Origin of the sequence: Wolbachia endosymbiont (group B) of Eupithecia inturbata (genome assembly GCF_964030915.1) — a bacterium.
Classification (GTDB): Bacteria; Pseudomonadota; Alphaproteobacteria; order Rickettsiales; family Anaplasmataceae; genus Wolbachia.
Window position 1 is genome coordinate 1,282,637 of record NZ_OZ034987.1, and the last position, 23,821, is coordinate 1,306,457.

Annotated in this window: 13 protein-coding genes and 4 pseudogenes; 10 read left to right on the forward strand and 7 right to left on the reverse strand. The window is 34.5% G+C overall.

Going from position 1 to position 23,821, the window contains the following annotated elements:
- Positions 1 to 43: 43 nt before the first annotated feature.
- From ACQH21_RS06150 to ACQH21_RS06160, 3 genes and pseudogenes are all read right to left on the reverse strand, one after another.
- Positions 44 to 3,367 (reverse strand): cytoplasmic incompatibility factor CifB, encoded by a 3,324-nt coding sequence (locus ACQH21_RS06150; RefSeq protein ID WP_425384096.1) that lies wholly within the window; start codon positions 3,365 to 3,367, stop codon positions 44 to 46.
- A gap of 185 nt (positions 3,368 to 3,552) precedes the next feature.
- Positions 3,553 to 4,023 (reverse strand): annotated as a pseudogene (locus ACQH21_RS06155) (transposase); the annotation flags it as partial.
- Positions 4,024 to 4,056: 33 nt separating this feature from the next.
- Positions 4,057 to 4,986 (reverse strand): annotated as a pseudogene (locus ACQH21_RS06160) (IS5 family transposase).
- Positions 4,987 to 5,053: 67 nt separating this feature from the next.
- Between ACQH21_RS06160 and ACQH21_RS06165 the strand changes: the two are divergent.
- The 5 genes and pseudogenes from ACQH21_RS06165 to tnpA all read left to right on the forward strand — a co-directional run bounded on the left by ACQH21_RS06165 (position 5,054) and on the right by tnpA (position 14,506).
- Entirely contained in the window at positions 5,054 to 6,823 is a 1,770-nt protein-coding gene (locus ACQH21_RS06165) for an SET domain-containing protein-lysine N-methyltransferase (RefSeq protein WP_425384097.1), read from the forward strand.
- 47 nt (positions 6,824 to 6,870) lie between these two features.
- Complete coding sequence (locus ACQH21_RS06170; RefSeq protein WP_425384098.1) at positions 6,871 to 10,005, forward strand: ankyrin repeat domain-containing protein; 3,135 nt, start codon at positions 6,871 to 6,873, stop codon at positions 10,003 to 10,005.
- A 405-nt stretch (positions 10,006 to 10,410) separates the two neighbouring features.
- On the forward strand, positions 10,411 to 12,390 hold the full coding sequence (locus ACQH21_RS06175) for a cytoplasmic incompatibility factor CifA (RefSeq protein ID WP_425384099.1): 1,980 nt from the start codon (positions 10,411 to 10,413) through the stop codon (positions 12,388 to 12,390).
- 536 nt (positions 12,391 to 12,926) lie between these two features.
- Positions 12,927 to 13,862: pseudogene (locus ACQH21_RS06180) on the forward strand (IS5 family transposase).
- A gap of 206 nt (positions 13,863 to 14,068) precedes the next feature.
- Entirely contained in the window at positions 14,069 to 14,506 is a 438-nt protein-coding gene (gene tnpA, locus ACQH21_RS06185) for an IS200/IS605 family transposase (protein ID WP_230609054.1), read from the forward strand.
- Positions 14,507 to 14,508: 2 nt separating this feature from the next.
- Here tnpA and ACQH21_RS06190 read toward each other — a convergent pair whose 3' ends face one another.
- The 4 genes and pseudogenes from ACQH21_RS06190 to ACQH21_RS06205 form a co-directional block, all read right to left on the reverse strand.
- The gene (locus ACQH21_RS06190) at positions 14,509 to 14,955 is read right to left on the reverse strand and encodes a hypothetical protein (RefSeq protein WP_304956781.1); all 447 of its coding nucleotides are present in this window, start codon (positions 14,953 to 14,955) and stop codon (positions 14,509 to 14,511) included.
- Positions 14,956 to 15,200: 245 nt separating this feature from the next.
- Complete coding sequence (locus ACQH21_RS06195; RefSeq protein ID WP_230609053.1) at positions 15,201 to 15,983, reverse strand: Rpn family recombination-promoting nuclease/putative transposase; 783 nt, start codon at positions 15,981 to 15,983, stop codon at positions 15,201 to 15,203.
- Positions 15,980 to 17,527, reverse strand: coding sequence for a group II intron reverse transcriptase/maturase (gene ltrA, locus ACQH21_RS06200; RefSeq protein ID WP_149168704.1), 1,548 nt, complete (start codon positions 17,525 to 17,527; stop codon positions 15,980 to 15,982). The genes ACQH21_RS06195 and ltrA overlap by 4 nt, the downstream gene beginning before the upstream one ends.
- Positions 17,528 to 18,160: 633 nt before the next feature.
- Positions 18,161 to 18,406, reverse strand: a pseudogene (locus ACQH21_RS06205) (PD-(D/E)XK nuclease family transposase); the annotation flags it as partial.
- A 120-nt stretch (positions 18,407 to 18,526) separates the two neighbouring features.
- Between ACQH21_RS06205 and wmk the strand changes: the two are divergent.
- The 5 genes from wmk to ACQH21_RS06230 all read left to right on the forward strand — a co-directional run bounded on the left by wmk (position 18,527) and on the right by ACQH21_RS06230 (position 23,801).
- Positions 18,527 to 19,438, forward strand: coding sequence for a WO male-killing family protein Wmk (gene wmk / locus ACQH21_RS06210; protein WP_230609051.1), 912 nt, complete (start codon positions 18,527 to 18,529; stop codon positions 19,436 to 19,438).
- A gap of 182 nt (positions 19,439 to 19,620) precedes the next feature.
- The gene (locus ACQH21_RS06215) at positions 19,621 to 20,289 is read left to right on the forward strand and encodes a JAB domain-containing protein (RefSeq protein WP_052264929.1); all 669 of its coding nucleotides are present in this window, start codon (positions 19,621 to 19,623) and stop codon (positions 20,287 to 20,289) included.
- Positions 20,290 to 20,595: 306 nt separating this feature from the next.
- On the forward strand, positions 20,596 to 21,546 hold the full coding sequence (locus tag ACQH21_RS06220; RefSeq protein WP_230609049.1) for a hypothetical protein: 951 nt from the start codon (positions 20,596 to 20,598) through the stop codon (positions 21,544 to 21,546).
- Positions 21,547 to 21,835: 289 nt separating this feature from the next.
- Positions 21,836 to 23,482: a recombinase family protein gene (locus tag ACQH21_RS06225; RefSeq protein ID WP_230609048.1), complete on the forward strand. Its 1,647-nt coding sequence runs from the start codon at positions 21,836 to 21,838 to the stop codon at positions 23,480 to 23,482.
- On the forward strand, positions 23,436 to 23,801 hold the full coding sequence (locus ACQH21_RS06230) for a hypothetical protein (protein ID WP_230609046.1): 366 nt from the start codon (positions 23,436 to 23,438) through the stop codon (positions 23,799 to 23,801). The genes ACQH21_RS06225 and ACQH21_RS06230 overlap by 47 nt, the downstream gene beginning before the upstream one ends.
- Positions 23,802 to 23,821 lie beyond the last annotated feature (20 nt).

Sequence of the window (23,821 nt, forward strand, 5' to 3'; positions counted from 1 at the left end):
TAACTTGATATGTAAGTTTTTTTTACACTCCCTTCACAACCGGTTACCTCTGCCTGCCACTTTTACCTTTGCTAAGATCAGAGATATTACTAGCTTTAGGATCTTCTAAGGTAGATTGTGGGTTACCAAAATTGCCTATATCACTAACACTAAGTGACATAGGTGGTCCTTTCCCTCCTTGTGGTTGCTGGTGCCATACCCCATGCGTTGGATATTGGCGCTCTAAAAAACTTAATAGTAATTGACGAATTTCATTTAGCCTTTGACATGATATAACAACCCTTCTATTGAGTAAATGCTCCTCCTCAGGAAATTCGTGAATATTATCAATGTTTTGAAATTCTCTTGAGATTGCTCTTCTCCGCTCTTGAAAGTATTGTCCATTTCTAAGATTGTCTGGATCAACTATATTATCCAGGCCTGGAACATTTAACGTAAGAAGATCACGCATTTCATCTAACACACCTCTACCTTGTTCTCCAAGATCACCATTTCGTTGTAAAGCTTGACTAATATCTCTGGCGTTTTCTAATGCCCAGATACCGCAATTATGGCCATCTCTCTGCTGTACTAACGCATTGTCTTGCTGGTCAGCAAGAACATTATGGACTGGAACAGGAGCACCATTTACTATAAGATTGTTTAGCTTATCCGGAACGTTACCACCAGTTGAACTAGCATAATACCCATAATACTTCCTATTTTGAAAGGCAATAGTTAATGTAGCCCAATGGCTGCCATCTATATTAACAATCAAATTTGATATCAATATTTCATTGTTTTGCATTTCTTTATTGCTAATATGATTTTGCAACTTTTGCAAATGATCATTTACCCACCCTATAGGTAGTGTGGCAAAGAGCACATTATTATGCAGAACAGGCTGTAAGTTATATAGTGTTGTCCTTGCAGCAGAACGTATATCCCTTTCTTGAAGCCAATAATGATAGTAACGATTATCTGTTGCAAAGTCTAGTGTGAGTATATCATGCACATTTTCTATCGAATTAAGACCCATTATATTATCTTGAATATGCAGATTTACTAGGGGTAAAATATCATCTTCTAGCCTTACAATTCTTTCTGTCCTTCCACCGGGTCCTGAAGCACGACTGGAGTCAAGTTTATTTCTATGTGAAAATATAAGGTCCTCTGCTCCCTGTGCACCTCTATTAAATACAGCATAAGATAAAATCATACTTCCACAAGTAGAAAGTAACCTACGTTCTTTCACTTCATTCGTAAATTTACGCATCTTCTGTTTTGCATTACTTTTCTGTTGTGCTACTACGCTTTGATCATTAGCAAATCCTAATATAAATCCAATTGAGTGAACATCTGAATCATTCTCTGTAGGTTGCCTTGATACTAGGAGATCTAATCTATGCTCTGCAACTCTTGTATTTACTCGCTCCACTATTTTTCCTACCATTCTTATATCGGAAATACATATTTGACTTATCTTGTACCTAGAAACTACTTTACAAATATCGTCACAATTATAAAACACACCATACAATATAGACCGAAACTTGTCCTCGCTATCTACATCTATTATTGCATTACCATTCATATTTTCTGGCATTAATACTGCAGAAATGTTTCTAAGTAATTCTTGATACTGAGCTTTATCTCGCCAGCCATCATTTAAAACTTGATCTAAGGCATTATACACATTTCCAGCATTAGGGACTTTCACAAGATTACCACCAATAAAATTATTTGCATTATTATTTTGGTAATTGTGATATAAACCAAGGTTACCTGTATGAATATTAAAGTAAAGTTGATTATTAAGTGTGTATGAAACTTCCCATACATGAACATTATTCCCATTCATATTAAGATCTTGTAAATTGATTGCTCCTTGTTGTCGTGCATCGTGAGCTCTAATATGAAGTATAACTATATCAGAACCTTCAGCATGAAAGACCATAGTTAAACATCTTAAACCCTCATCACCATGTCTAAATGTATACTTTGTTACAGGTGCTTCCCCTCCCCCTTCGAGTTGTAAATGGTGCCTATCAAAAACACTATTTCCAGAAGCGAACCCAATTATGCAATCAAATATTCTATTATAATTCTCTGCATTTCTTGGTATTTCAGCAGGAAGATGTTCAAGTAAGAAATCTCTAACATTTTCTCTAATGCCTTCATTCTCTACACACTCAAATAATCTTTGTACTAAAGGAAATTTATCCTGTTGAAGTTCTACTGTATCAACACTAAAAGGATCTAGATTTACATTAAAATTCAATCCAACACAAACAGTATGCTTTGATGTAGGTATAAATGAAGAATCGTATAACCTTTCAGCGTAGCCTATGGCACGGTTTAATGCAACATCTGACGGTGCCTTACATCTAGTAATATTAAAAATAAAAATATTTTTTCTCTCTGCTTGATGATGTACAAGAAAAGCAACGTGTGAATTTCCAATAGACAATTCAAGGTCGATATCTATTTTGTAGCGATGACTAAAATTTACTAAAAAACCTAATAAAAACCCGTGACTCTCAAATTTTTGATTGCGATTTTTAATATTATTTTTTAGCGCTTGTCTGTAATTACCATAGATGTGAGTGATGTATGGCAAAACTTCCTCGCGCATTCTACGTTCTACATTTTGTTTTTGGTTGTTTGCTAGTATTTCCATAAAGTTGTCAGTCCCTTGTTGACTTTGTACTACCTGTGCAAAATTGACTGATCTATCAAGTTGTCTGAGCTGATTTTGATTAAGTTGTATTCCTGCTATTTCCTTAACTGTCAACACACTGCGTGGCACACGCACATTAATCTCCCTAAGCCTATTACGTTCTATATGCCTCAGAAGGCTAACCTCAGACGCTGAATATTTAGCAAATCTATCTCTTTCACTAATCACCCCGAATACTTTTGCAATTGCCTTTCCCTGACTCTTGCCCTTTCCATGCATGTATACTTTGTATTGCTCAAAAATTAAGTCTTTTTTCCTTAAATTTGGATTTTGCTGTCTAATCTCTTGCACTAGAGCATTTCTCTCCCTTGTACTGAACCTTAACCCATCACTATTAGGACGATCAGAAATACTGTAACATCTGACAACTTGCTGTCCGTCACGATAAACAGCGACTTTTAGGTTCCCTGTATTTCTATTTCTACCACCTGTATCAATACCATGATTATCAAAACGAAAATACACTCTCTCATTTGCTTTTAAGATATTAGCATCATGTGCAGTAGCAAACATACTAAAAAAGAATACAGGAAGGAAACGACCTGAACCCACATGATGCGAGAAAGATGAACAACGATCTAAAAAAGATTCAAATTCTTGTCTAAAAGCTTCAAGATTTCCATCAACTAAACTTCTAATTAAAGACACAAAACATCTCCCTATTTGCTACAACGAGAAAAATCACTTACACCAATGGGTGAACTACTTAATTAACACTCAGCGTAAAGGCCCTTTTCCTCTTACGAGAACCAGAAGAAATCACACCAGGAAATTCAAGCTCGGGCTCTGGCTCATTACCGAGAGTATTAAATAAACTGTGTCAAACCGCATTTTTAGCTCAACTCAATTTTCAATCTGTTGGGAAAGAAAATGTCGAGCTGAGATATAGTCAATGCCCAATCATGTACAGGCATAGTCCATTTCTCCTCCGCTTTCTTTATAGCACAATATACCTGTTTATACAAGGCATTTATGCTAGTAAATGAGCCCTTGGTTTTGGTGAATTTCCTAATTTGCCTATGTAGCCCCTCTATGGGATTAGTAGTATAGATTATCCTCCTAACTGGGTCGGAATACTTAAAATAACCAGATAGGTTTTCCCAATTATTCTGCCAAGATTTTATAACCATAGGGTACTTTGTGCCCCATTTTTCATCTAATTCCAACAGATAATTCTCGGCAATTTCCTTACTTGAAGCTTGATACACCTTCTTTAAATCACTCAAAAAACTCTTTGCATCTTTACTAGCTACATACTTCAGTGAGTTACGTATCTGATGCACTATACACACCTGCACTTCTGCATAGCACTGATAGGCATGTAAATCACAGTGAATTTACGCAGCTAATTTAAATTTAGCCATACCTATATCAGTAAATTTGTTCAATAAGTAGCACTTAATTAACAGCTCTTTTTCACGATTTACCTCTGATTTATTTTTCAAGCCAAACCCAAATATTTGCTTCAACCTATAGAAAAAGACTTCAATATAAGACCGTGCTCCATACTTAACTTTTTTCTTCCATTCATTAATACCATCTTCATAATTCTCATATGACCTAATTCTACTAATATACTTGTTTCTTTCTGATAAGTAGTCAGCTAAACAAATTTTAGTATCCTTCCTAGGGCGAATAATAGGCACAATATTGTATTTTCTGCATTCTTTATACACACTTTTTATATCATAAGCCGCATCTGCTCGAATAGAACAAATGTTATATTTATCACTGACTTCTTCTAACATATCGCAGACCGGCAAATAGTCTACAGCAACACCACTAGTGTAGTTCATGCTTATTGCTTTCTTATCATTTATGTTTAAAACAACATGTAATTTTCTTACTTGACCATAACCACTGTATTTTCTTTTTCGAATATTAAGCTTACTATGCCCACCGTTATTATTGTAGATACTAACTCTAGTGCTATCTACGGCAATTTCAACATTTTCCAGATCGTCTTTATTGCTTCTATGGTCATCAATCTTCAAATTAAGCTTTTTAAATCTTCTGGAAGCTTGTGTATAGCTGATAATCTTAAGTTTTTTGCCTATTTTACAAAACCTACAGCTTGTCTCAAGCCAATTCTAAAAAGATATGTGTATTAAAATTACAACTTTATCACTATAAGTGTTATTGCCACCTGCAACTTTTGGACTATTTTCATACCAATTTTCTATGGCTTGATTAACAAAATGAAAAACATTTCCTCTTTTTTTGAGAAACTCGTTATATTCTCTCCAATAACAAAAATTGGTAATCACTTCCTTTTTTTGTATTATATTTCTCCTTAAGCTATTAAAATAACTTTTTTATAATAAGTTTTGTCAGATGAAGTTTAGTGTTAGTATCCCCTTTGAAAAAGGAGAAGAAAAAAAGTTCCTGAAATATGTAAGTAGGCAGCAAGGTAAAGGTGAGTGTCAGTATTTAAAGGATAAAAAAGAAGAAAGCAATAACCCGATTAAACTTAGGATTGCAGAAGTTGCTGCGATTGAGGGTAAGTACAACCTTGGCGTGTACGCTCGGCAGTATATTAAAAAAGGTGATGTTATTGGTTATTACAAAGGGAAAAATGTTAAGTCTGGTGAAGTTGTTGATGGAAAATTTTTGATGATTATGAATAAAAATCAACAATTAGACGCAACGTGTATTTTTAACTGGACACGTTTCTTAAATCATTCAAGCTTTTCTTGTAACTGTTATTTTGCAGAAAGCAATGATGGTAGGGCTATTCAAGTGCTAAAAAATATTAAAGAAGGTGAGCAGCTGCTCATTGACTACGGTGGTTCTTACGTATTTGACATCAATATCGTTTATTTACATCCAACTGATAATGATCTTTCATATGAGGAAAAAGTGGCTGCTAATAAGGGATATGAACTATTGAAGATAACGAAAGACACAGTTCCATTAAGCAGTATGAAGAAAATTTTCGACTTCGATGATTGTGATGAGATTTATTTAATCAAATTGCATAAACAAGTGCTTTTCCCAAAACTTCAAACTGAATTCAATAAAGGCGAAGTAAACGAAGAAGAGGTTGATTTGCCATGTTATTTTTTAAAAAATAAGAAATATTCTTCCATTCAACAACAAGTTACACCTTTAATGTTTGCTTGCTATAAAGGACTTATAAAGGAGGTGAAGTACTTATTGAAACACAATGCTGATCCTTTACGCAATACGCTACATGGAGGGCATAACTCGCTGATTTTTACAATTTTAGGCACTGCAGAGAATAATACAAAAAAAGAAATTTTTAAACTTTTAACAGAAAAAGTGCTCTCTTCTACACCTCAAGGTTATAAACATCTAATTGAGGAAGAAACAGACTCTCAAGGTCTGAGCATATTTGATTACATTTGTAAGAGCGATCTCTTAACCATTATTACTGATCCTCAAGATAAAAATTCTGCAAACAAAATTTTACTTAATCTTCAAACAAAAATTTTAAATGGCAATTTTCCAAATAAGTTTTCGAAAAATGTTGTAAAGCAAATAGATCTTAAGAAGCTCAGTTTTGAGTTGCCTTGTGTTAATTTCTACGATAAAAATTTCAATAGTAAAAATAAACGTATAAAAGAAGAAAATAATCGAAAAGCAACTTTAACCGCAAGTGAAATAAAAAGAGAACATTATAAATATGTTAAGGCTGAGGTTGATGTAATTCAAGCTGAGGAGATTGAAGGCTTGCTGAGGAAATGTGAATATAAACTTAATCATAATGAAATAATTGAGATGTATAAGCAAGTCTTTGCTCACTGTGCATGTTACTTAGATGCTGTGGACAGCTTAAAATATAAAAACAAAGTCGATAATTTATTAAATTTTTTTCAGAACAAGATTTCCTGGAAAGAGAAGCTATTGATATTCAGTTACGCTCTTCAGAATCTTAGTTATTGGCATGGACGTGACTATGATGGGGAGCCATGGAATTCCATTCAAGCCTTCAAATACCTAAAAGATAAGCTTGATACAGATGAATATTGTGCTATACGAGATAAGATGTCTGTTAAAAAGAAGGAAGAGTTTGATAGTATGATGGGTCATTTTACCGATGTTAATATTGATCCTGCTATCATAAAAAAACTTTACAAATAGTTAATAGTGTGTACTAATGGCAGTATGTGTTTTTTGAGATCTGTATCATGAAAGCGTGTATAGTAAGTTCTATAAAGTCCAATCTTGAAAATGGTAAATATTCAGATGCTTGTTCAGATTTTTACAGCGAAGGGTATGACAACGAAGTGGACTTTTTATGTTATATTTTAAGAGAAAAAAGACTTGATTGCTTTTTAGAACCCTTGTTACTCTTTTACAAGCGAGATCTTCCAAGAATTCTCAAAGTAGCAGATAAAAAAAATGGTGAACATTTTGTGTGCGTTGCATACAGAGAAAGAAAGTTGCATAGGGTTCTCGAGGCGATCAAGCTTGAGGTGGAATCCTTCTATCGTGAAAACAATGAACGCAAAGCTTTATTGCACTTGATAGCTGATAAAGAAAAAGAACAAGACGAGATATTTAATTTGCTCAAAAATTTAAAAAAACATGGGGTGGACTTACATCATCGTTACAGTAATGGTGAAACTATTTTGCATTATGCTATTAAGTATAATAATGTTTGTATGGTAGTCGGAATTATTAAAAGCAATCTTGAAACTTTGAGAATTGAGGATAATAATGGTCTAAGTCCTCTTTCGTATGCTAGTAATAGGTTGTTAGACAAAATTTTGGATAGATTTCAAGAGTTAGATACGCATGAAAGAAAAATTATTGCCACTGATTTTCTTAGCATACTTGCTAAACGAAAAGGTCAAGGAGTACAAATAGTTAAAAGGTTAATTGGGCTTGGCAAATCTGCCTCTATAGGTGAGGTAAGAAGTGATCCTGCAAGAGACATTATGGAAAAAGTAGATATAATAAAGCTCTTTTTTGAATTTGTTTCTTTTGGAAAGACAGATATTGTAAAGTTTTTTTTAGATAGATATCCGGATATTGTTAATAGTAAATTTGAGGGAAAAACAGCTCTTTTTTTTGCTATTGAAAGAGGTGACGTTAAGCTTGTTGAACTCTTATTGAAAAAAAAGGCCGATCTTAGTATTAAGTATGAAGGTCGTTCTCCTATTCACTATGCTGCTGGTAGTGGAAGTGTTGAGATATTGAGAGTTCTTTTAAAAGAAAAAGGTGGTTCTTCTATAGCTTATAATGGGGATGTATCTGGTTATATCCCTCTGTACCATGCAGTTATGAGTGTTGATATTGAAGTGGCTAAAAAAATGGTCGATCTTTTGGTAAAAGGTAGGCAAGAATGCGATATAAATTTGGTAGATCGCGAAGGTTATAATACTTTAGACCGTTTAGTCTTGCAAGGTTCAAAAGCCGGAATCGAGTTAGAAGGATATCTGAAATCTCTGGGTGCTGTTCATTCTGAAAAATTTAAACAGAGTCAGTCAAGAAGTTCAAGAAGCATAAGTAGTTTAAAATCTTCTACTATTTCTATACGTCGCTCGACGAGAGAAAAATCTTCATCTAATTTTTCCAGTATGTCAAGTGGTATAGGTAGTGAAGGAAGTTACGTCGCTTCTATATCTGAAATTGTAGACGTTGATACTTTACCTAAGAAACGGTGTGAAGAAATTTTAAAGTGTATTGAAAAGAGGATTATCGAGGGATTCAGTCAAGATGATGATATTCTCAGTGAATTTGGCGAATGGAAACAAGTATTGAGGCTTCACAGTAAAAATGAAGACTATGCTGTTTTTAAGTGGGCTATTGATGGAGATTTTAACTACCCAGATGATAATTTTATCAGAATGAGTTTCATATTAGATAAAGCTAGTCAGGTTCTTTCTGAAAAGGAAAGGCTTGCTATGCTAACAGAAGGCCTTATATACTGTTGTGCTTGGCATAATAAAAGAGGAGAAGGCGATACCGTTTGGGATGCTTCACCTTGTATACGTTGGATATTTAAAAGATATAATGATGATAAGAAGGTTAGTATTATTATAGATGCTCTCACTGAACTTTATCGTTATGATGGAGCAGGTGCTAAAAATGAAGGTAAGCATGATTTTACACTCTCTAAGGAGGTTCTATTGAGCGAAGTTGCAAAGTCAATTGAGAATGGCGATGAGGATGGCGTAGAGGTTAGGCTTGCGACTGTTCTTAATTGCATTATAAATATGAGGAAGACTGAGAAGGTGAGTACATTCTTGCAAGATGTAAGCAAACTTAACGTCAAGACCGACAAGATATTTATGTTTGCTCTTGTTCATTCTATATCTAGCAATAAGTTTGCTATTGTAAAAAAGGAATACTTGGAAGGTTTCTGTAATAAAAGTGAGGACAAAATTCGAGAGGTGCTTGAATACGGCCTCAAGCATGCTATTTCTTTTAACAAAAAAATGTGTATGAAAAAACTGTTTGATGTGCTATCAGAATATGAAAATATGAAGTTCAAGATATTTCAAAGTGTCTTCAAGCATGCTATAGCTTTTGAGAAGTCAGACCTGTTAAATGATATATTGAGACAACTAAGCCAGGAAGAAGAGTTATTAAAGTTGTTTAAATGTGCTTTCAATCTTGCTGTACATTCTGAGATAGACTCTGTCCTACATGATTTGTTTAAAGAAGTTAAAAAGCGAAACTTTGAAAAAGAAGGGTTATTAGAGTTACTTAGATATGTTCTCAATCATGCTGTATCTTCTGAGATAGATTCTTCCCTACGTGTTGTGCTGGAAGAGGTTGAAAAAATAAGCTTGGAGGAAAAAGAGTTATTTAGGTTGTATGAAAATAGTGCGGGATTTGCTCAATCTGTGGGAAGTCCTGGTATTAAAAAAGTTTTCATAGAGAAGATGAGAAACTTAGGAAGTAAGTGTGCATCGCTTAATGAATTTTTTGCTTATACTGAAGAGGGTAAAAAAGAGAAGAAGGATTTAGCTTCGGATAATCTCCAAATCATTCAGAAAGCATTTAAGATCGCGAAAAAAAAATTAGGTCCTGGTCATCCATTTGTTTTAGATATTCTTTATAATATGGCAAAAATGCTTAGCAAGCTAGGTAATAAAAGTAAGGCTCTTGAAATATATCAGGAAGTACTTAATGCTCAAAAGGGATCAGATGTTTTAGGTCCTGATCATCCGGATACTTTAAGTACTCAGGATAGCATGGCAGTATTACAACAACAAATGGCAAGATTACAACAACAAAATGATGAACCTGGGCATTATTTAAGCGGTATAACAATAAGTAATCAATCAGTGGAAACAAGGGTGCCAGACTAAAACTATTTCTTTCTGAAGTTGCTTTATTTCAGCTTGAGGGAGGCCAGTAGATTCATCTACGTAATACCACAGCTAATATAGCTCATAAATAAAGAAGCCATCCGAATCGGACACGAAAAAAGCAGGAAAGAGGGTGAAAAATAGGCTAAAATAGCAGTCTAAAATTAACTCAAGGCGGGTGTTTCTATTGATGTTATTGCTAAAATAACAGGGTTTTCTGTTGATTATATTGAGAAAATTCAAGAAAAGAAGTTTTAGCCATAACGTTTTTTTTGTTAAACCCTCTATTCTAGTAATTTTAATATTGCAATCCATTCTAATGTCTGTACAATGCCTTTTTTACATAACACTGTTAATCCTTAATATGAGGAGTTAATGCTAACACAGAAAGAGCTTCGGGCTACGATGTCCAAAAAATTACAGGAAGCTATTAAACATACAGATCATGAGATTGCTGCTGGGAGGAAGTCAGCTATCAAGAGATGGGTGGGAGTCCTTCAAGATAACTTTATGGAGCACATAAAATACTTTAAGGGTGATAAGTTGAAGTTTTTGCACAATGTATTCCAAGATGAAGGTTGCTGGTCAGGTACAAGGTTAAATAATGCTGTTTTAGGTCAAAGATTTACTGAAGAAAAAATAGGTGGAATAGATAATCCACTTCGCAAATATGAGATGGCTTGTAGTTACTGTGTAGTGGATAAAATTCTTCCACTCTTTCAAAAAAGATTTGAATTTCTCAAGAGCAAATTTCCTCCTGGTAAATTTGATGGCAAAACTGAAACTGAAATTGACAAATACGTACGAGACTCCCTGCTAGATACTATAAAGAGAAATGGTCCTGTATTTGATTTCTGGATCGATAGAGGATCTGGGAAATTAAAGAAGTATGATGCAGTAGAAGGTTTTGACAGTGCTGTAAAACTTGAATGGAGCGAAGGAGTAGAGTATTTTTATAATCATTTAAAAGAAGAAGATAAGGAAAAGAAACTTACAGAAGCTATTCTTGCTCTATCTCGCGTTCAATCTGTTGAGAAAGACGCTCCTATTTTAGATTTTTGTATAAGGAATGTGGGTAATAAAGATACTATTTTACAGAAATTATCACAGAAAGATAAAGGAGTATATTCCCTTTTTGCTGAATTAATAGATTCGTGTTTTTTTGATACAGTACATGATTTAGTACAGTGCTGGTGTTACAAAGAAGCTTCAGCGCGTGGAGATAGTTCAGAGAAAACATTTTCACAGGATGAGTATGACCTCCTTCTTTACTCACTTTCAAATGTGATGTTGAAAAATCCTGAGTCAAGTACTCAAGCTAGATCTCTTATTATGAAGATTTGGAAATGTGACTGCTTTATTGAATACAGAAAGATTTCTGTTAATATTTCTAATTGTATAGTTCCTATACAGGACATGCTTGCAGGGTTAATAATTAACTGGAAACGAGAAGACATTTATAAGTCTGATGAGGAAAAAGAAGTAGAGAAAAAAGAAATATTAGATGTAATGTTATTTGCTAAAGATTGCTTTCCTGAAAAGTTTGAGTTCTTTGAAGAATTAATAACAAGAAATCTTAGATTATGTGGTAGGAAAGGCAAGAAAGTAAATGTAGATTATGGTCTATTTGCAGAAGAGTTATTCTCTGAGTTAGAAAAACCAACTTCACCTCCTAGAGATGATGGTTCCGGTGATCATCGAAGACGGTCTATAGTGATAGTAGAAGCTGAAGATTCTAGTCTTTCTATTAGACATGGTCGTTCTGGTGATGAGCCAGAGTCCGAGCTTGAATCTCCTGGTGTGATTTCTTCTGGTTCTCGTAAGAGAAAATTAGAGAGAAAACTCTTACCTGCTGGAAATTATAGTTCTGGTGATGAGCCAGAGTCTGATTTAACCGCAAGTGAAATAAAAAGAGAACATTATAAATATGTTAAGGCTGAGGTTGATGTAATTCAAGCTGAGGAGATTGAAGGCTTGCTGAGGAAATGTGAATATAAACTTAATCATAATGAAATAATTGAGATGTATAAGCAAGTCTTTGCTCACTGTGCATGTTACTTAGATGCTGTGGACAGCTTAAAATATAAAAACAAAGTCGATAATTTATTAAATTTTTTTCAGAACAAGATTTCCTGGAAAGAGAAGCTATTGATATTCAGTTACGCTCTTCAGAATCTTAGTTATTGGCATGGACGTGACTATGATGGGGAGCCATGGAATTCCATTCAAGCCTTCAAATACCTAAAAGATAAGCTTGATACAGATGAATATTGTGCTATACGAGATAAGATGTCTGTTAAAAAGAAGGAAGAGTTTGATAGTATGATGGGTCATTTTACCGATGTTAATATTGATCCTGCTATCATAAAAAAACTTTACAAATAGTTAATAGTGTGTACTAATGGCAGTATGTGTTTTTTGAGATCTGTATCATGAAAGCGTGTATAGTAAGTTCTATAAAGTCCAATCTTGAAAATGGTAAATATTCAGATGCTTGTTCAGATTTTTACAGCGAAGGGTATGACAACGAAGTGGACTTTTTATGTTATATTTTAAGAGAAAAAAGACTTGATTGCTTTTTAGAACCCTTGTTACTCTTTTACAAGCGAGATCTTCCAAGAATTCTCAAAGTAGCAGATAAAAAAAATGGTGAACATTTTGTGTGCGTTGCATACAGAGAAAGAAAGTTGCATAGGGTTCTCGAGGCGATCAAGCTTGAGGTGGGGTCCTGTTACCTAAGGAGAGAAAGTTGCCTTTCCCCCCTCGGCTTCAAAACCGGACTTAACAGTTTCCCGTTATCCTTCATGGCTTTGTTGCATAGCTAGTGTTGGTTGAGGTTATTGTAAAAAGAAAAGCTTTTTAATATATGGCTACTAACGCATTTTGTTGTAAAACAGGCATTTTTCAAACAAGTACAACTTATGCCACAAAAAATGAGAGTAAGTAACCAAAGAGAATATAACGAGTTTCTCAAAAAAAGAGGAAATGTTTTTCATTTTGTTAATCAAGCCATAGAAAATTGGTATGAAAATAGTCCAAAAGTTGCAGGTGGCAATAACACTTATAGTGATAAAGTTGTAATTTTAATACACATATCTTTTTAGAATTGGCTTGAGACAAGCTGTAGGTTTTGTAAAATAGGCAAAAAACTTAAGATTATCAGCTATACACAAGCTTCCAGAAGATTTAAAAAGCTTAATTTGAAGATTGATGACCATAGAAGCAATAAAGACGATCTGGAAAATGTTGAAATTGCCGTAGATAGCACTAGAGTTAGTATCTACAATAATAACGGTGGGCATAGTAAGCTTAATATTCGAAAAAGAAAATACAGTGGTTATGGTCAAGTAAGAAAATTACATGTTGTTTTAAACATAAATGATAAGAAAGCAATAAGCATGAACTACACTAGTGGTGTTGCTGTAGACTATTTGCCGGTCTGCGATATGTTAGAAGAAGTCAGTGATAAATATAACATTTGTTCTATTCGAGCAGATGCGGCTTATGATATAAAAAGTGTGTATAAAGAATGCAGAAAATACAATATTGTGCCTATTATTCGCCCTAGGAAGGATACTAAAATTTGTTTAGCTGACTACTTATCAGAAAGAAACAAGTATATTAGTAGAATTAGGTCATATGAGAATTATGAAGATGGTATTAATGAATGGAAGAAAAAAGTTAAGTATGGAGCACGGTCTTATATTGAAGTCTTTTTCTATAGGTTGAAGCAAATATTTGGGTTTGGCTTGAAAAATAAATCAGAGGTAAATCGTGAAAAAGAGCTGTTAATTAAGTGCTACTTATTGAACAAATTTACTGATATAGGTATGGCTAAATTTAAATTAGCTGCGTGAATTCACTGTGATTTACATGCCTATCAGTGCTATGCAACAAAGCCATACTGGATCTCGCCTCTTCATAGATAATAGCAGAATGTTTCTTACATATTGATCACTTATCGGATTACCTTGACTTTCCATAAGATGGTACAAGCCTCCACCTTCTAGGTGGAGAAACTTTAGTTTGTCAATGTCATAACTGTACTTTATAAAGTATAGTTATGACGGAATATGACAAAGGAAAACACACTGTATTTTATCATAGGTACCATATAGTCTGGATTACAAAATATCGGTACAGAGTATTAACTAAGGCTATGAAGGAGAGAATACGAACAATCATAGCAGAAGTATCTGAAGAAATGGAGATTAAGATAGAAAACGGAGTAATATCATCAGATCATTTACATTTATTCGTAGTAATACCTCCTCATATAGCTGTGAGTGATTTTGTTCAAAGAGCCAAAGGCAGGTCTTCACGCAAAGTTCAACAAGAATTTCCAGAGCTAAATAAAATGTACTGGGGAAAGCGTTTTTGGGGAAGAGGATACTTTAGTGCTACCAGCGGACATATCACAGATAAAGTCATTAATGAGTACATCAATAAACATACAGATGCACATCAGCCTCATTCTATATCTAGTATAAGATTGGAGTAGCTTTAGCTTCTCACCGCGCTTCCAGCGCTATATCCAACCTTTCGGCTCTCAGCCGATAGTGGTTGAGTATCTATCTCTTCTGGAGTAAATTGACCCTTAGAGAATGCAAGCTGTTTATTGAAAAAATCACCTATCTTATCCATTATACAATACCTAGATGCCATATCATACCTTGGCAGTGGGTTATCTATTCCACCTATTTTCTCTTCAGTCAATTTCTGACCTAAAAAAACATTATTTAACCTTGTATCCGACCAACAATTTTCATCTTGGAATATATTGTACAAAAACTGCAGCTTATCATCCTTAAAGAATTGCACATACTCCATATAGTTTTCTACCCATCTCTTGATAGCTAATTTCTTTTCAGCAACATTTGGATCTGTACGTTGAATAGAATCTTGCAATTTTTCAAGTACTCTAGCATGACGATCTGTCCATCTTGGCATTCTACCTCCTATATAAAAATATTTACTGCATTATGCAAAAGTTAGAATCAAATATCAACAATAAAATTATCAAGGATAAAAAAATTTTATGAAAAACATTTTCTATATTTAGGCATTCTATGTTTGACTGATACGTAGAATTAGTGAGAGAATCAAATAGGCCAGTAGCAAGAATAGTGGAAGAGTTAGATATAGGCTTTAATATATTAGACTAATGGATAAGGGCTCTAAAGGAGTTACAATACTTAGGCTTTTTCCTTAAGTTTTGAAATTTCAACTTTAGGAAGACCGGTAGATTCAGCTATTAAGTCAACAGATACACCTGCTTTAAGTAGGTTTTTTGCAACTTCAATTTCTCTTTCTTTTCTGCCTTTTTCCTGGCCGATTTGGATGCCTCTTTCTTCTCCAACCCTAAGACCTTCATCAAATTTTTGAGCTAAAGCAGCTATTTCATCCATTATACGTTTTTTCATTTGTTCATATGCTAGTAATTCTTCTTCTGACCAGTTAAACTTATTCATCTCTTCATAAGCTCGTTTTATTATTACATCACTACCAACTATCTTATCTAGATCCTCTTCCCTTGTTTCTCCTGCATATCGAAAAAAATAACACCATTTCTCTACTATATTTTCTAGTTGATCTTCCTTTGTTTTTGTAAATTTTGGTAATTCTATGAATACGAAGTAAAAATCCTTTAAGTCATGTTCAAAGCTATTTTGATCTAAAATGACATGATTAGATTTGTACTCAGCTTTGTCTGGAAAAATAATACAATCAGCAACAGCAATAAAGATAATTTCCTTGAGGTTATGATAGTCATCACCTTGATCAGCTTGACTTGAATAGGCTTTAGCAGCATAATATTGAGCACGCTTTTCGAAGCCCTTGGTCTTAGTGAACTGGTCAGGTAAGGAAGCAGTATTACTACTACCCCCTCCCTTAGAAACGCAGCATGCAGGTTTCCCCACACTACGCTTGAGCCCCTTATCTAAGTTCTTCTTTTCTAGAACCGGCTTGTCCTTCATGATTCCTCAGGAAACATCATTCTTAATGGTGACACCAACAGTAGAGAACCTTCTCTTGAGAAAGAGCTTGCTAACATTCTTGTTCGTTTCACTCTCTCATCAAAATACTTTTTCCATTTTAAGTCAAGGGGATTTGCATCCGCTCTGATTTTAACATGTCGTCTGATAGGTATATCAATCAGCTTAAGCAGTCTTAAATACCGTATCTCTTTTGGTTTGTTCTTGCATATGGGTGCAGCAAAAACCCATTGGCGTTGACCCATTACTTTGAAGTAACGATTCTTTATCCAACGTAATCCTTTACGAGGATGTCTTTTCTTTGCCCATTTCCATAAACTATGCCAAATTTCATTGTCGATCTTTCTAAACGCTTTTTTAGCACACACATGGTGATAGTAATTTCCCCATCCTCTCAGTAGAGAGTTGAGTGACTTAATTACTATAGCCTGAGTGTTCGCTATATTTGCTTTTATCAATGTACGTGCTTTATTAAGAAGTCTTTTAATACTTTCTTTCGAAGGTTTAATAATTAACTTCTTATTATATCTACGTACATTACAACCAAGAAAGTCAAACCCTGTTGTGATAGATGTAATCTTTGTCTTCTCTTCTGACAGAATTAAACCTCGCTCATGAAGAAAAGATGATACTAAAGGCTTAACTTCCTTTTCCAGTACTTCATGTGTGAAACCTGAAATAATAAAGTCGTCTGCGTATCTGATTACATTCACTCCACTTCTGATTTTGTTTCTTTTTCTACTGCCGAGTTTACCAAATCGACTTTCCAATAACTTTTCAAGTCCGTTTAAGGCTAAATTGGCTAGTATTGGAGAAATTATACCACCTTGCGGGGTACCTGCAGTTGTGGGATACAGAGTTTTTGATTCTAGGAAGCCAGCTTTTAACCAACTATGCAGAATTTTTTTCTCCATAGGAATATGCTTCATAAGCCATTCATGATTAATGTTGTCAAAGCATCCTTTGATATCACCTTCAAGTATCCATTGTAGTTGATTACGACTTGCCAGTAACAAATGACAAGCTACTGTAGCATCTGCACAGGATCTTTTAGGTCTAAAGCCATAGGAGTGACGATCACTGATCGTTTCAGCTATCGGTTCCAGAGCAAACAGATATAATGCTTGCATGGCTCTATCTTTTATCGTGGGTATTCCAAGAGGTCTTCTTTTGCCATTAGATTTACTGATATAAATCCGTTTTAGCGGAGAAGGTTTATATCCTCTTTGCTTTAACTGCTTTATTCCTTGAAATTTAGCATTGCAAGTTGACCATAGTTGACGATCTACACCTGCTGTGGTTTTTCCTTGGTTTTCAGTTACTCTCTTAACAGCCAAAGCTTTTCCGCTAAAAGAGCGTGTGAGAAGATGTTGTAAAGCTTTTACCTTACCCCATCTTCCTTCTTGGACAGCCTTAACAATACGTCTTTGTAGCCTCACAATAACTTTCTGGCATTTCTTCCATGGCAATTGCTTCCATGCTTCAAAGCTTTCGGTAGATGCACTTACGGGTTTACTTGTAATCATCTGCTTTCCTACCTTAAGTGGTTAACAAAGTTTCTTGTCACGAGGGACCAAATGGAAGTCTGCTCGTTTTCACGCGAATTAATGTTACAAATTCTATCCATTTCGTTACAAAATGGCATTCGCTTTCTCCATTCTCCTTTACCTGCACTTCCATCAGCATTCCTTGCGGTTTGCTTGCCATGTAGGCGAAAATACAGGCTTACCCTGTTTCTCCAGTCATACAACAGTGGGTTAGGTGGCTTCTCTATACCGGTGGAGTTATTATTTGCGTACATCTAGAAATGAAAAATGTAACTTATCCACATTACCTTTTGGTCAGAGCTTATCAGCATCTTTAGCTCTTTCATCGTATCGGTACTTATAAAGCTTCACTTACGTTCACCATACCACTAGCCTAGCCCTCCAACCACATGATGCTTGCAGTTTATGCCCCTCTCACGATTGAGCATCTTCTTTTTCAAGAGGAGGTTCATTGTCCGCATCGCTTGGCACCAACCGGTTGCCCGATTCGCACTGATGCGTAGACTCAGACGGCAAAACATCTGGTTTAATAAGTTTTAGAATCCTTTCAGTTTCTTTCTGAATGAATTCCTCTCCTTTTAAACAATATGACCGAAGACTTTCAGGTCGCACCATCTCTATAATGTATCTTGAACCTTGAGAGTCCTTACAAAGAACATCGACAATACTTTGCTTTTTAGCGGCAATTTCGGGATCTAAAATAGTAGCTAAGAATTCAACATCGTGAATAGCAGCTAAGCCAGTGAAGCCTAAAATATCGTTCAAGAAATGAATGAGGATATCTTTATTCTTCTCGGTGCCAAATATTCTTTTAAAGGCATAATCATTGCGTGCATCAAGAAACTTCGAAAGAGCCATAAGAAATCAACCTAAAAAGCATTAATAATTATACACAATTCTGAAGAAATATTCAACTAAAATGCAAACATAGAAGTTTTTGTATATCTTTGTTTGGTAGTATTAACATGTATAATATTTATGGCAAACATCTCAATAAGGTATCAGATAGCACAAAAAGTAAGGAACTGGAGGTTAAAGAGAAAATATACTCTGAAAGATTTAGCAGGCAAAGCAAACATAAACTATCATACATTGATAAGATACGAGCAAGGAACATGTGGAATTCCAACTGAAAAGTTAAAAATATTAGCAGAGTCGTTATCAATCCCTATTAGAAATCTCTTTCCAAGACGAAAAGTACTAAAAGAAGATAGTTGTTTCGACAAAGCCAAGACCCAGGAAATGTATAATTTCATAGAAAAATACAAAAAAATAGAAGGACGAAAAGCAATTTATGCATTAACCAAATCTATCCGAACTGAGGAAGAAAGTAATATAAAAGCAGCAAGAATAAGAATTGCAAATAATTTAGTTAAGGAAGGATTTGATAATGACATTGTTTATCGAGCAACGGGCTTATCAATCGAAGAATATGCTGATAAAGAGAGTATCGGTTGTGCAAGCCAAAATGGAGGACAAGAGATAAAAAAGTGGAGGATAATAAGAGGCTATACGCAAGAAGAATTAGCAAAAAAGCTTAATGTAGGGCCCTCACAGATACATCATTATGAACAAGGTAGCGTTACTGTTTTGAGTGAAAGGTTATGGGAAATAGCAAGAGAATTATCAGTGGATACTGAAGATCTGATAAAGGAAGAAGATAATTATGAAGATGGTGAAGCAGAAAATGAGTTATTAAGTTGGGCGAGGGAATATAGAAAAATTGACAATCAAGAATCACGAGATGAGCTAAATATATGGGTAGAATTTTTATTGCAAAGAAAGCAAATTTACAAAGAGAAGATTAATAAAATAGAGGGAATGAAAGTTGTAAATAATTTACTTCAGTTAGGTTTTTCTACTGATGTTATTTCTAAAATAATTGATTAACAACAACCTTTTTACATAACTTGAAAATAAATATGTATTAATATCTTTACCTATTCATGAAAAAATAAGTAAAAAAGATTTAAAAATTGATTTGACTTCACTCGGAAGCTATGGCTCTATGCCAATGCTGATAAAGCAGTAAATAATTAAAAACAATTTGTTATTAACGAGGAGTATATTTTATGAATAATAGTGAAAAACTTACAGAAGAAATAGAGAGAGTATTACAGAGTGGAGGAGGAAGTGCTCTATTTGATCGTGAGATAGTGTCAGTGCTTCTAGGAGCAGTTCACGACAGAAAGCAAGCACAAGATGTTACTAAAACTCTAATGGATAACTGCCCGGGAATAGGAGAAATTTTGGGACGAGAAATCGATGATCTGAAAATGATAGAAGGAATGACCGAACATGCAGCTGCAGCAATTGAATGTGTAAAAGAAGCTTACAAGAGGGCACTAAGAGAAGGTTTAAAGAGAGGCCCGGTAATGGATAGCCAAGAAAAGCTGATAGAGTATGTAAGGGTAAACATAGGCTTTTCAGCAAAAGAAGCTGTCCTGATAATATACTTGGATAAACAGAACCGTCTTATAAGAGATGAAGTGTATTTTGGTACAATAGATGAGGTACACCTATCTGAAAGGAAAGTGGTAAAAAAGGCGTTATCAATGGAAGCAGCGTCAATAATATTAGCTCATAACCATCCAGGAGGGAGTTTAGAACCATCAGAAGATGATAAAGTAATGACTAGAGAATTAGTATCAGCATGTCAAGGAGTGGGAATTGAACTAGAGGATCACATTATTATGACAGACAAAGGATACTTCAGTTTTAAGGAAAGAGAGCTGTTATAAAACAAGTTTCAATTGCTTGAGAAGTTTGGCTACCAACTACTACAAAACAATACAAAGAGCATAAGTAGCAAAAAAACTTAGTCAAGAATCTGAAGAGAGATATTGGAGAATTACAAAATATAAAAGATCTTTGTATAGTTTGTATATTAAGTTGTGATTAAAGAATAAAAGTCCTGATAAAGCTATTCTTTTATTATAAATAGTTGCAAGATATACAAGATCTTTTTATAATTTGCGTATTAAGTTAATTATAAAGCAATAAATTGCTCTATAGACTTGAATAATATGCTTAATATGAGAGGTTATATGACTACTAAAAAAGCAGTATCATTTGATGATATGGATGGAAATACTTATGAGTTAATCATTGATTCTAAAAAATTACCAAAAGGACTATATAGTGCTATTAGGCGTACTAGCAAAAAAAATCAGCAGCTTATACTTGTAGACGAGACTGATCCGAAAATATTTGATGATAAAAGCAGGTTTGAGAAGCCTGAAGGTGTGCCTTCCCCTAGCGATGTTTCTGAAAAATCAATCAATCTTGGAGAAGGACGTGAGGTTTATAACAAAAAATCTTCAAATCGTCAAAATCCGTTTATTCCATCTTTAAGCAAGATAGAGCCAAGTGCAAGTGAAAATGCAGAATTGAGGTGGTTTAAAAGTAGAGTGGTAAAGGCAAAAAGCGTAGAAGAACTGAACAAGACTATAGACCAAGCACTAAGTGCTGGAATCAGGATAAATGCGTATAGCGAAGGGCAGAAGAGTTTTGCTGATACAGTAATATCGAAAATGCCTTTGATCAAATGCAAAGAAAATGAGAAGGAAGACATAATATGTGAATTGATGCTAAATGGAGCAATATTCAGTTACGATCTATTGCAGGATAAGGGAATAAGTGAAATGCATAACAAACTGTATCAAGAGATTCGTCCACAGATAGATGAGTGGCTTAAAGAATTGAGAGAAATCGGTGAAAGTGCTATTGAAAATGAGGGAATCATAGAGGATGTGGAAATAGACAATCAGACATTTTTTATGAAATTTTCTGATAATAGCAAGGTAAATATTGCAAGAGTATTGGAAGGTACAAAAAATTTAGGGTTAACCACAGGAGAGGTAAAATTAGGAGGTGATGTTATAGAAATAGGGAATAGTAAGGTTGAAGTTAGAAGTGGAAAAGAAGGTGAAAGGAATTACGTTGATGTGTCCGACAATAGTGCTTTTACACTACCGACAATGTTGCAAAAAACATAAAAATAAAACTAGAGAAAACCATTTCTCGAAAACTTCTGTGTCCAGAACCAAGAGTCCGATTTACTTATAGCGCTAATAATCAATTAACCATCGGCTTTAAGGAATGATATGAACATATTATTTCAAGGAAAAGTCATGAGAAACAAGAGATTAGCTATCCAAATTAGCTGTAGCTATGAACCTAATCGGTTAGCAGAACAATGCTTATCAGATGCTTATGAAAAGGTAGTGTCAAAGGAAATAAGTCAAAAAAACTTAAAACATAAAAATGGGATTCAAGGAGGGTCAAATGGTAACAGTATGTTTATATGCGAGAGTTTCTTCGGGGAAACAAGTAGAAGGAAATACGATAGAAAGTCAAATTGCAGCTTTAGAGAAGCAAATTAATCTGGACGGATACAGATTGTTAAGTGAGTATAAATTTATTGATAACGGCTACAGTGGATCTCATTTAGTCCGCCCTGATTTAGAAAAATTACGTGATAAAGTAACAGAAGGTAAAATTGATAAGATTTACATTCATTCTCCTGATCGTTTATCTAGAAAATATGCATATCAAATGGTGCTGATTGAAGAATTTGAAAAAGCAGGAGCAAAAGTGGTTTTTTTAAATTATGAGATTAACGGTAACCCAGAATCTCAATTACTGTTACAAATGCAAGGTATGATAGCAGAATATGAACGTGCGAAAATTATGGAACGAAGTCGTCGTGGTAAAATCTATGCAGCTAACAAAGGCTATGTAAATGTAATGGGAGGAGCTCCTTATGGTTATCGTTATATAGATAAGCATATGGGAGGAGGACAAGCTTTATTTGAGATTAACGAAAAAGAAGCTGATGTCGTTCGTAAAGTATTTTTGTGGATAGGCAGAGAAAGAACAAGTATTGGGGAAGTATGTCGTCGGCTAAATACTATGTCCATTAAGACACAAAAAGGAAAAGAACGCTGGAATAAAGGTACAATTTGGAGTATGTTGAAAAACCCTGCTTACAAAGGACAAGCAGCTTTTGGTAGAAGAAGGTTAGGAGTAAGATTAAAGCAAGTAAGACCACAGAAAGGCTCTTGTGAGCAGCCAAAAAGTAACCACTCTGTCTATCCTGTTGAAAAAGCAAATTGGATTTATATTAAAGTGCCAAATATAGTAGATGAAGATATATTTGATATTGTTCAAGAACAATTAGCTGAAAATAGAAAAGTAGCAAGGACAAGAAAAAGAGGAGCAAAGTACTTACTACAAGGTTTAGTCATATGTAAGCGTTGTAATTACGGATGTTACGGAACTTGCATGAGAAGTAGACGAGAAGAAGAAGGTGGTCATTATGCATATTACCGTTGTAGTGGTAAAGATTCTTACCGTTTTGGTGGTAATAAGATTTGTGACAATAAACCCATTCGCTCAGATGCATTAGAAACAGCTGTGTGGGAAGAGGTTAAGCAGTTATTGAAAAATCCAAACAGGATTTTAGAAGAATACAAGCGTAGGCTTTCAGAACTAAAAAAATCATCATTGGATCAAAAAAGTGACCTGCTAGAGAAACAAGAAAATAAATTAAAACGTGGTATTGCTAGACTTATCGATAGTTATGCTCAAGAATATATCAATCAAGAGGAATTTGAACCACGAATTAAAGCAATGAAACAAAGCTTAAAAACAATTAAAGAAGAGAAGAAAAAGATATTTTATCAAAAGGAATTAGAACAGGAGGTAACTCTGGTTGTGGCCAATTTAGAAGACTTTTCTTCCAATATTACGTTAAACCTTGATAACGCAGACTGGTTAACTAAACGTGATATTATCAGAACATTGGTCAAGAGAATTGAAATTAACCTTGAGGACGTAAATGTGGTATTTCGCGTAAAAGAGCTACCGAACTCTTCTGGACATAATGGAAAGGAAAATAAAAATTTGCAACATTGTCGTAGGTGTATTTGAGATAACATTTCCTACAAGTATTGGTAGCCTAAAAATTGTAGTATACCATAATGCGGAAAATGACAGTCAAGTAGAGGTCAGAGTAGCAGATAAAGAAATGTGGTCTGAACTACAAAAGAGAGGGGAAGTTATAGGAAAAGGTTGCTTTTTTGGAGGAATGACAGTCACAGAAGCGGTAGAAAAAGGAAGTTTCCCTAGGAGTGGCAAGTGGAATAAAGAAAAGGCAAAAGAAGAAATAAAGGCAATTAGTAATAGTGAAACATTATCATGGGTTGATAAGGTGTGTGGAGGTAGTAAAGAAACTTCCCGGAAACTTTAAACAATGAGGAGGGGAGGGTT

Bases quoted from the DNA above. Each gene is read 5' to 3' on its own strand.
- ACQH21_RS06165 (WP_425384097.1), top strand. From the start codon at position 5,054: ATGAAGTTTAGTGTTAGTATCCCCTTTGAAAAAGGAGAAGAAAAAAAG.
- ACQH21_RS06170 (WP_425384098.1), top strand. From the start codon at position 6,871: ATGAAAGCGTGTATAGTAAGTTCTATAAAGTCCAATCTTGAAAATGGT.
- ACQH21_RS06175 (WP_425384099.1), top strand. From the start codon at position 10,411: ATGTCCAAAAAATTACAGGAAGCTATTAAACATACAGATCATGAGATT.
- tnpA (WP_230609054.1), top strand. From the start codon at position 14,069: ATGACGGAATATGACAAAGGAAAACACACTGTATTTTATCATAGGTAC.
- ACQH21_RS06190 (WP_304956781.1), bottom strand. From the start codon at position 14,955: ATGCCAAGATGGACAGATCGTCATGCTAGAGTACTTGAAAAATTGCAA.
- ACQH21_RS06195 (WP_230609053.1), bottom strand. From the start codon at position 15,983: ATGAAGGACAAGCCGGTTCTAGAAAAGAAGAACTTAGATAAGGGGCTC.
- ltrA (WP_149168704.1), bottom strand. From the start codon at position 17,527: ATGATTACAAGTAAACCCGTAAGTGCATCTACCGAAAGCTTTGAAGCA.
- wmk (WP_230609051.1), top strand. From the start codon at position 18,527: ATGGCAAACATCTCAATAAGGTATCAGATAGCACAAAAAGTAAGGAAC.
- ACQH21_RS06215 (WP_052264929.1), top strand. From the start codon at position 19,621: ATGAATAATAGTGAAAAACTTACAGAAGAAATAGAGAGAGTATTACAG.
- ACQH21_RS06220 (WP_230609049.1), top strand. From the start codon at position 20,596: ATGACTACTAAAAAAGCAGTATCATTTGATGATATGGATGGAAATACT.
- ACQH21_RS06225 (WP_230609048.1), top strand. From the start codon at position 21,836: ATGGTAACAGTATGTTTATATGCGAGAGTTTCTTCGGGGAAACAAGTA.
- ACQH21_RS06230 (WP_230609046.1), top strand. From the start codon at position 23,436: ATGGAAAGGAAAATAAAAATTTGCAACATTGTCGTAGGTGTATTTGAG.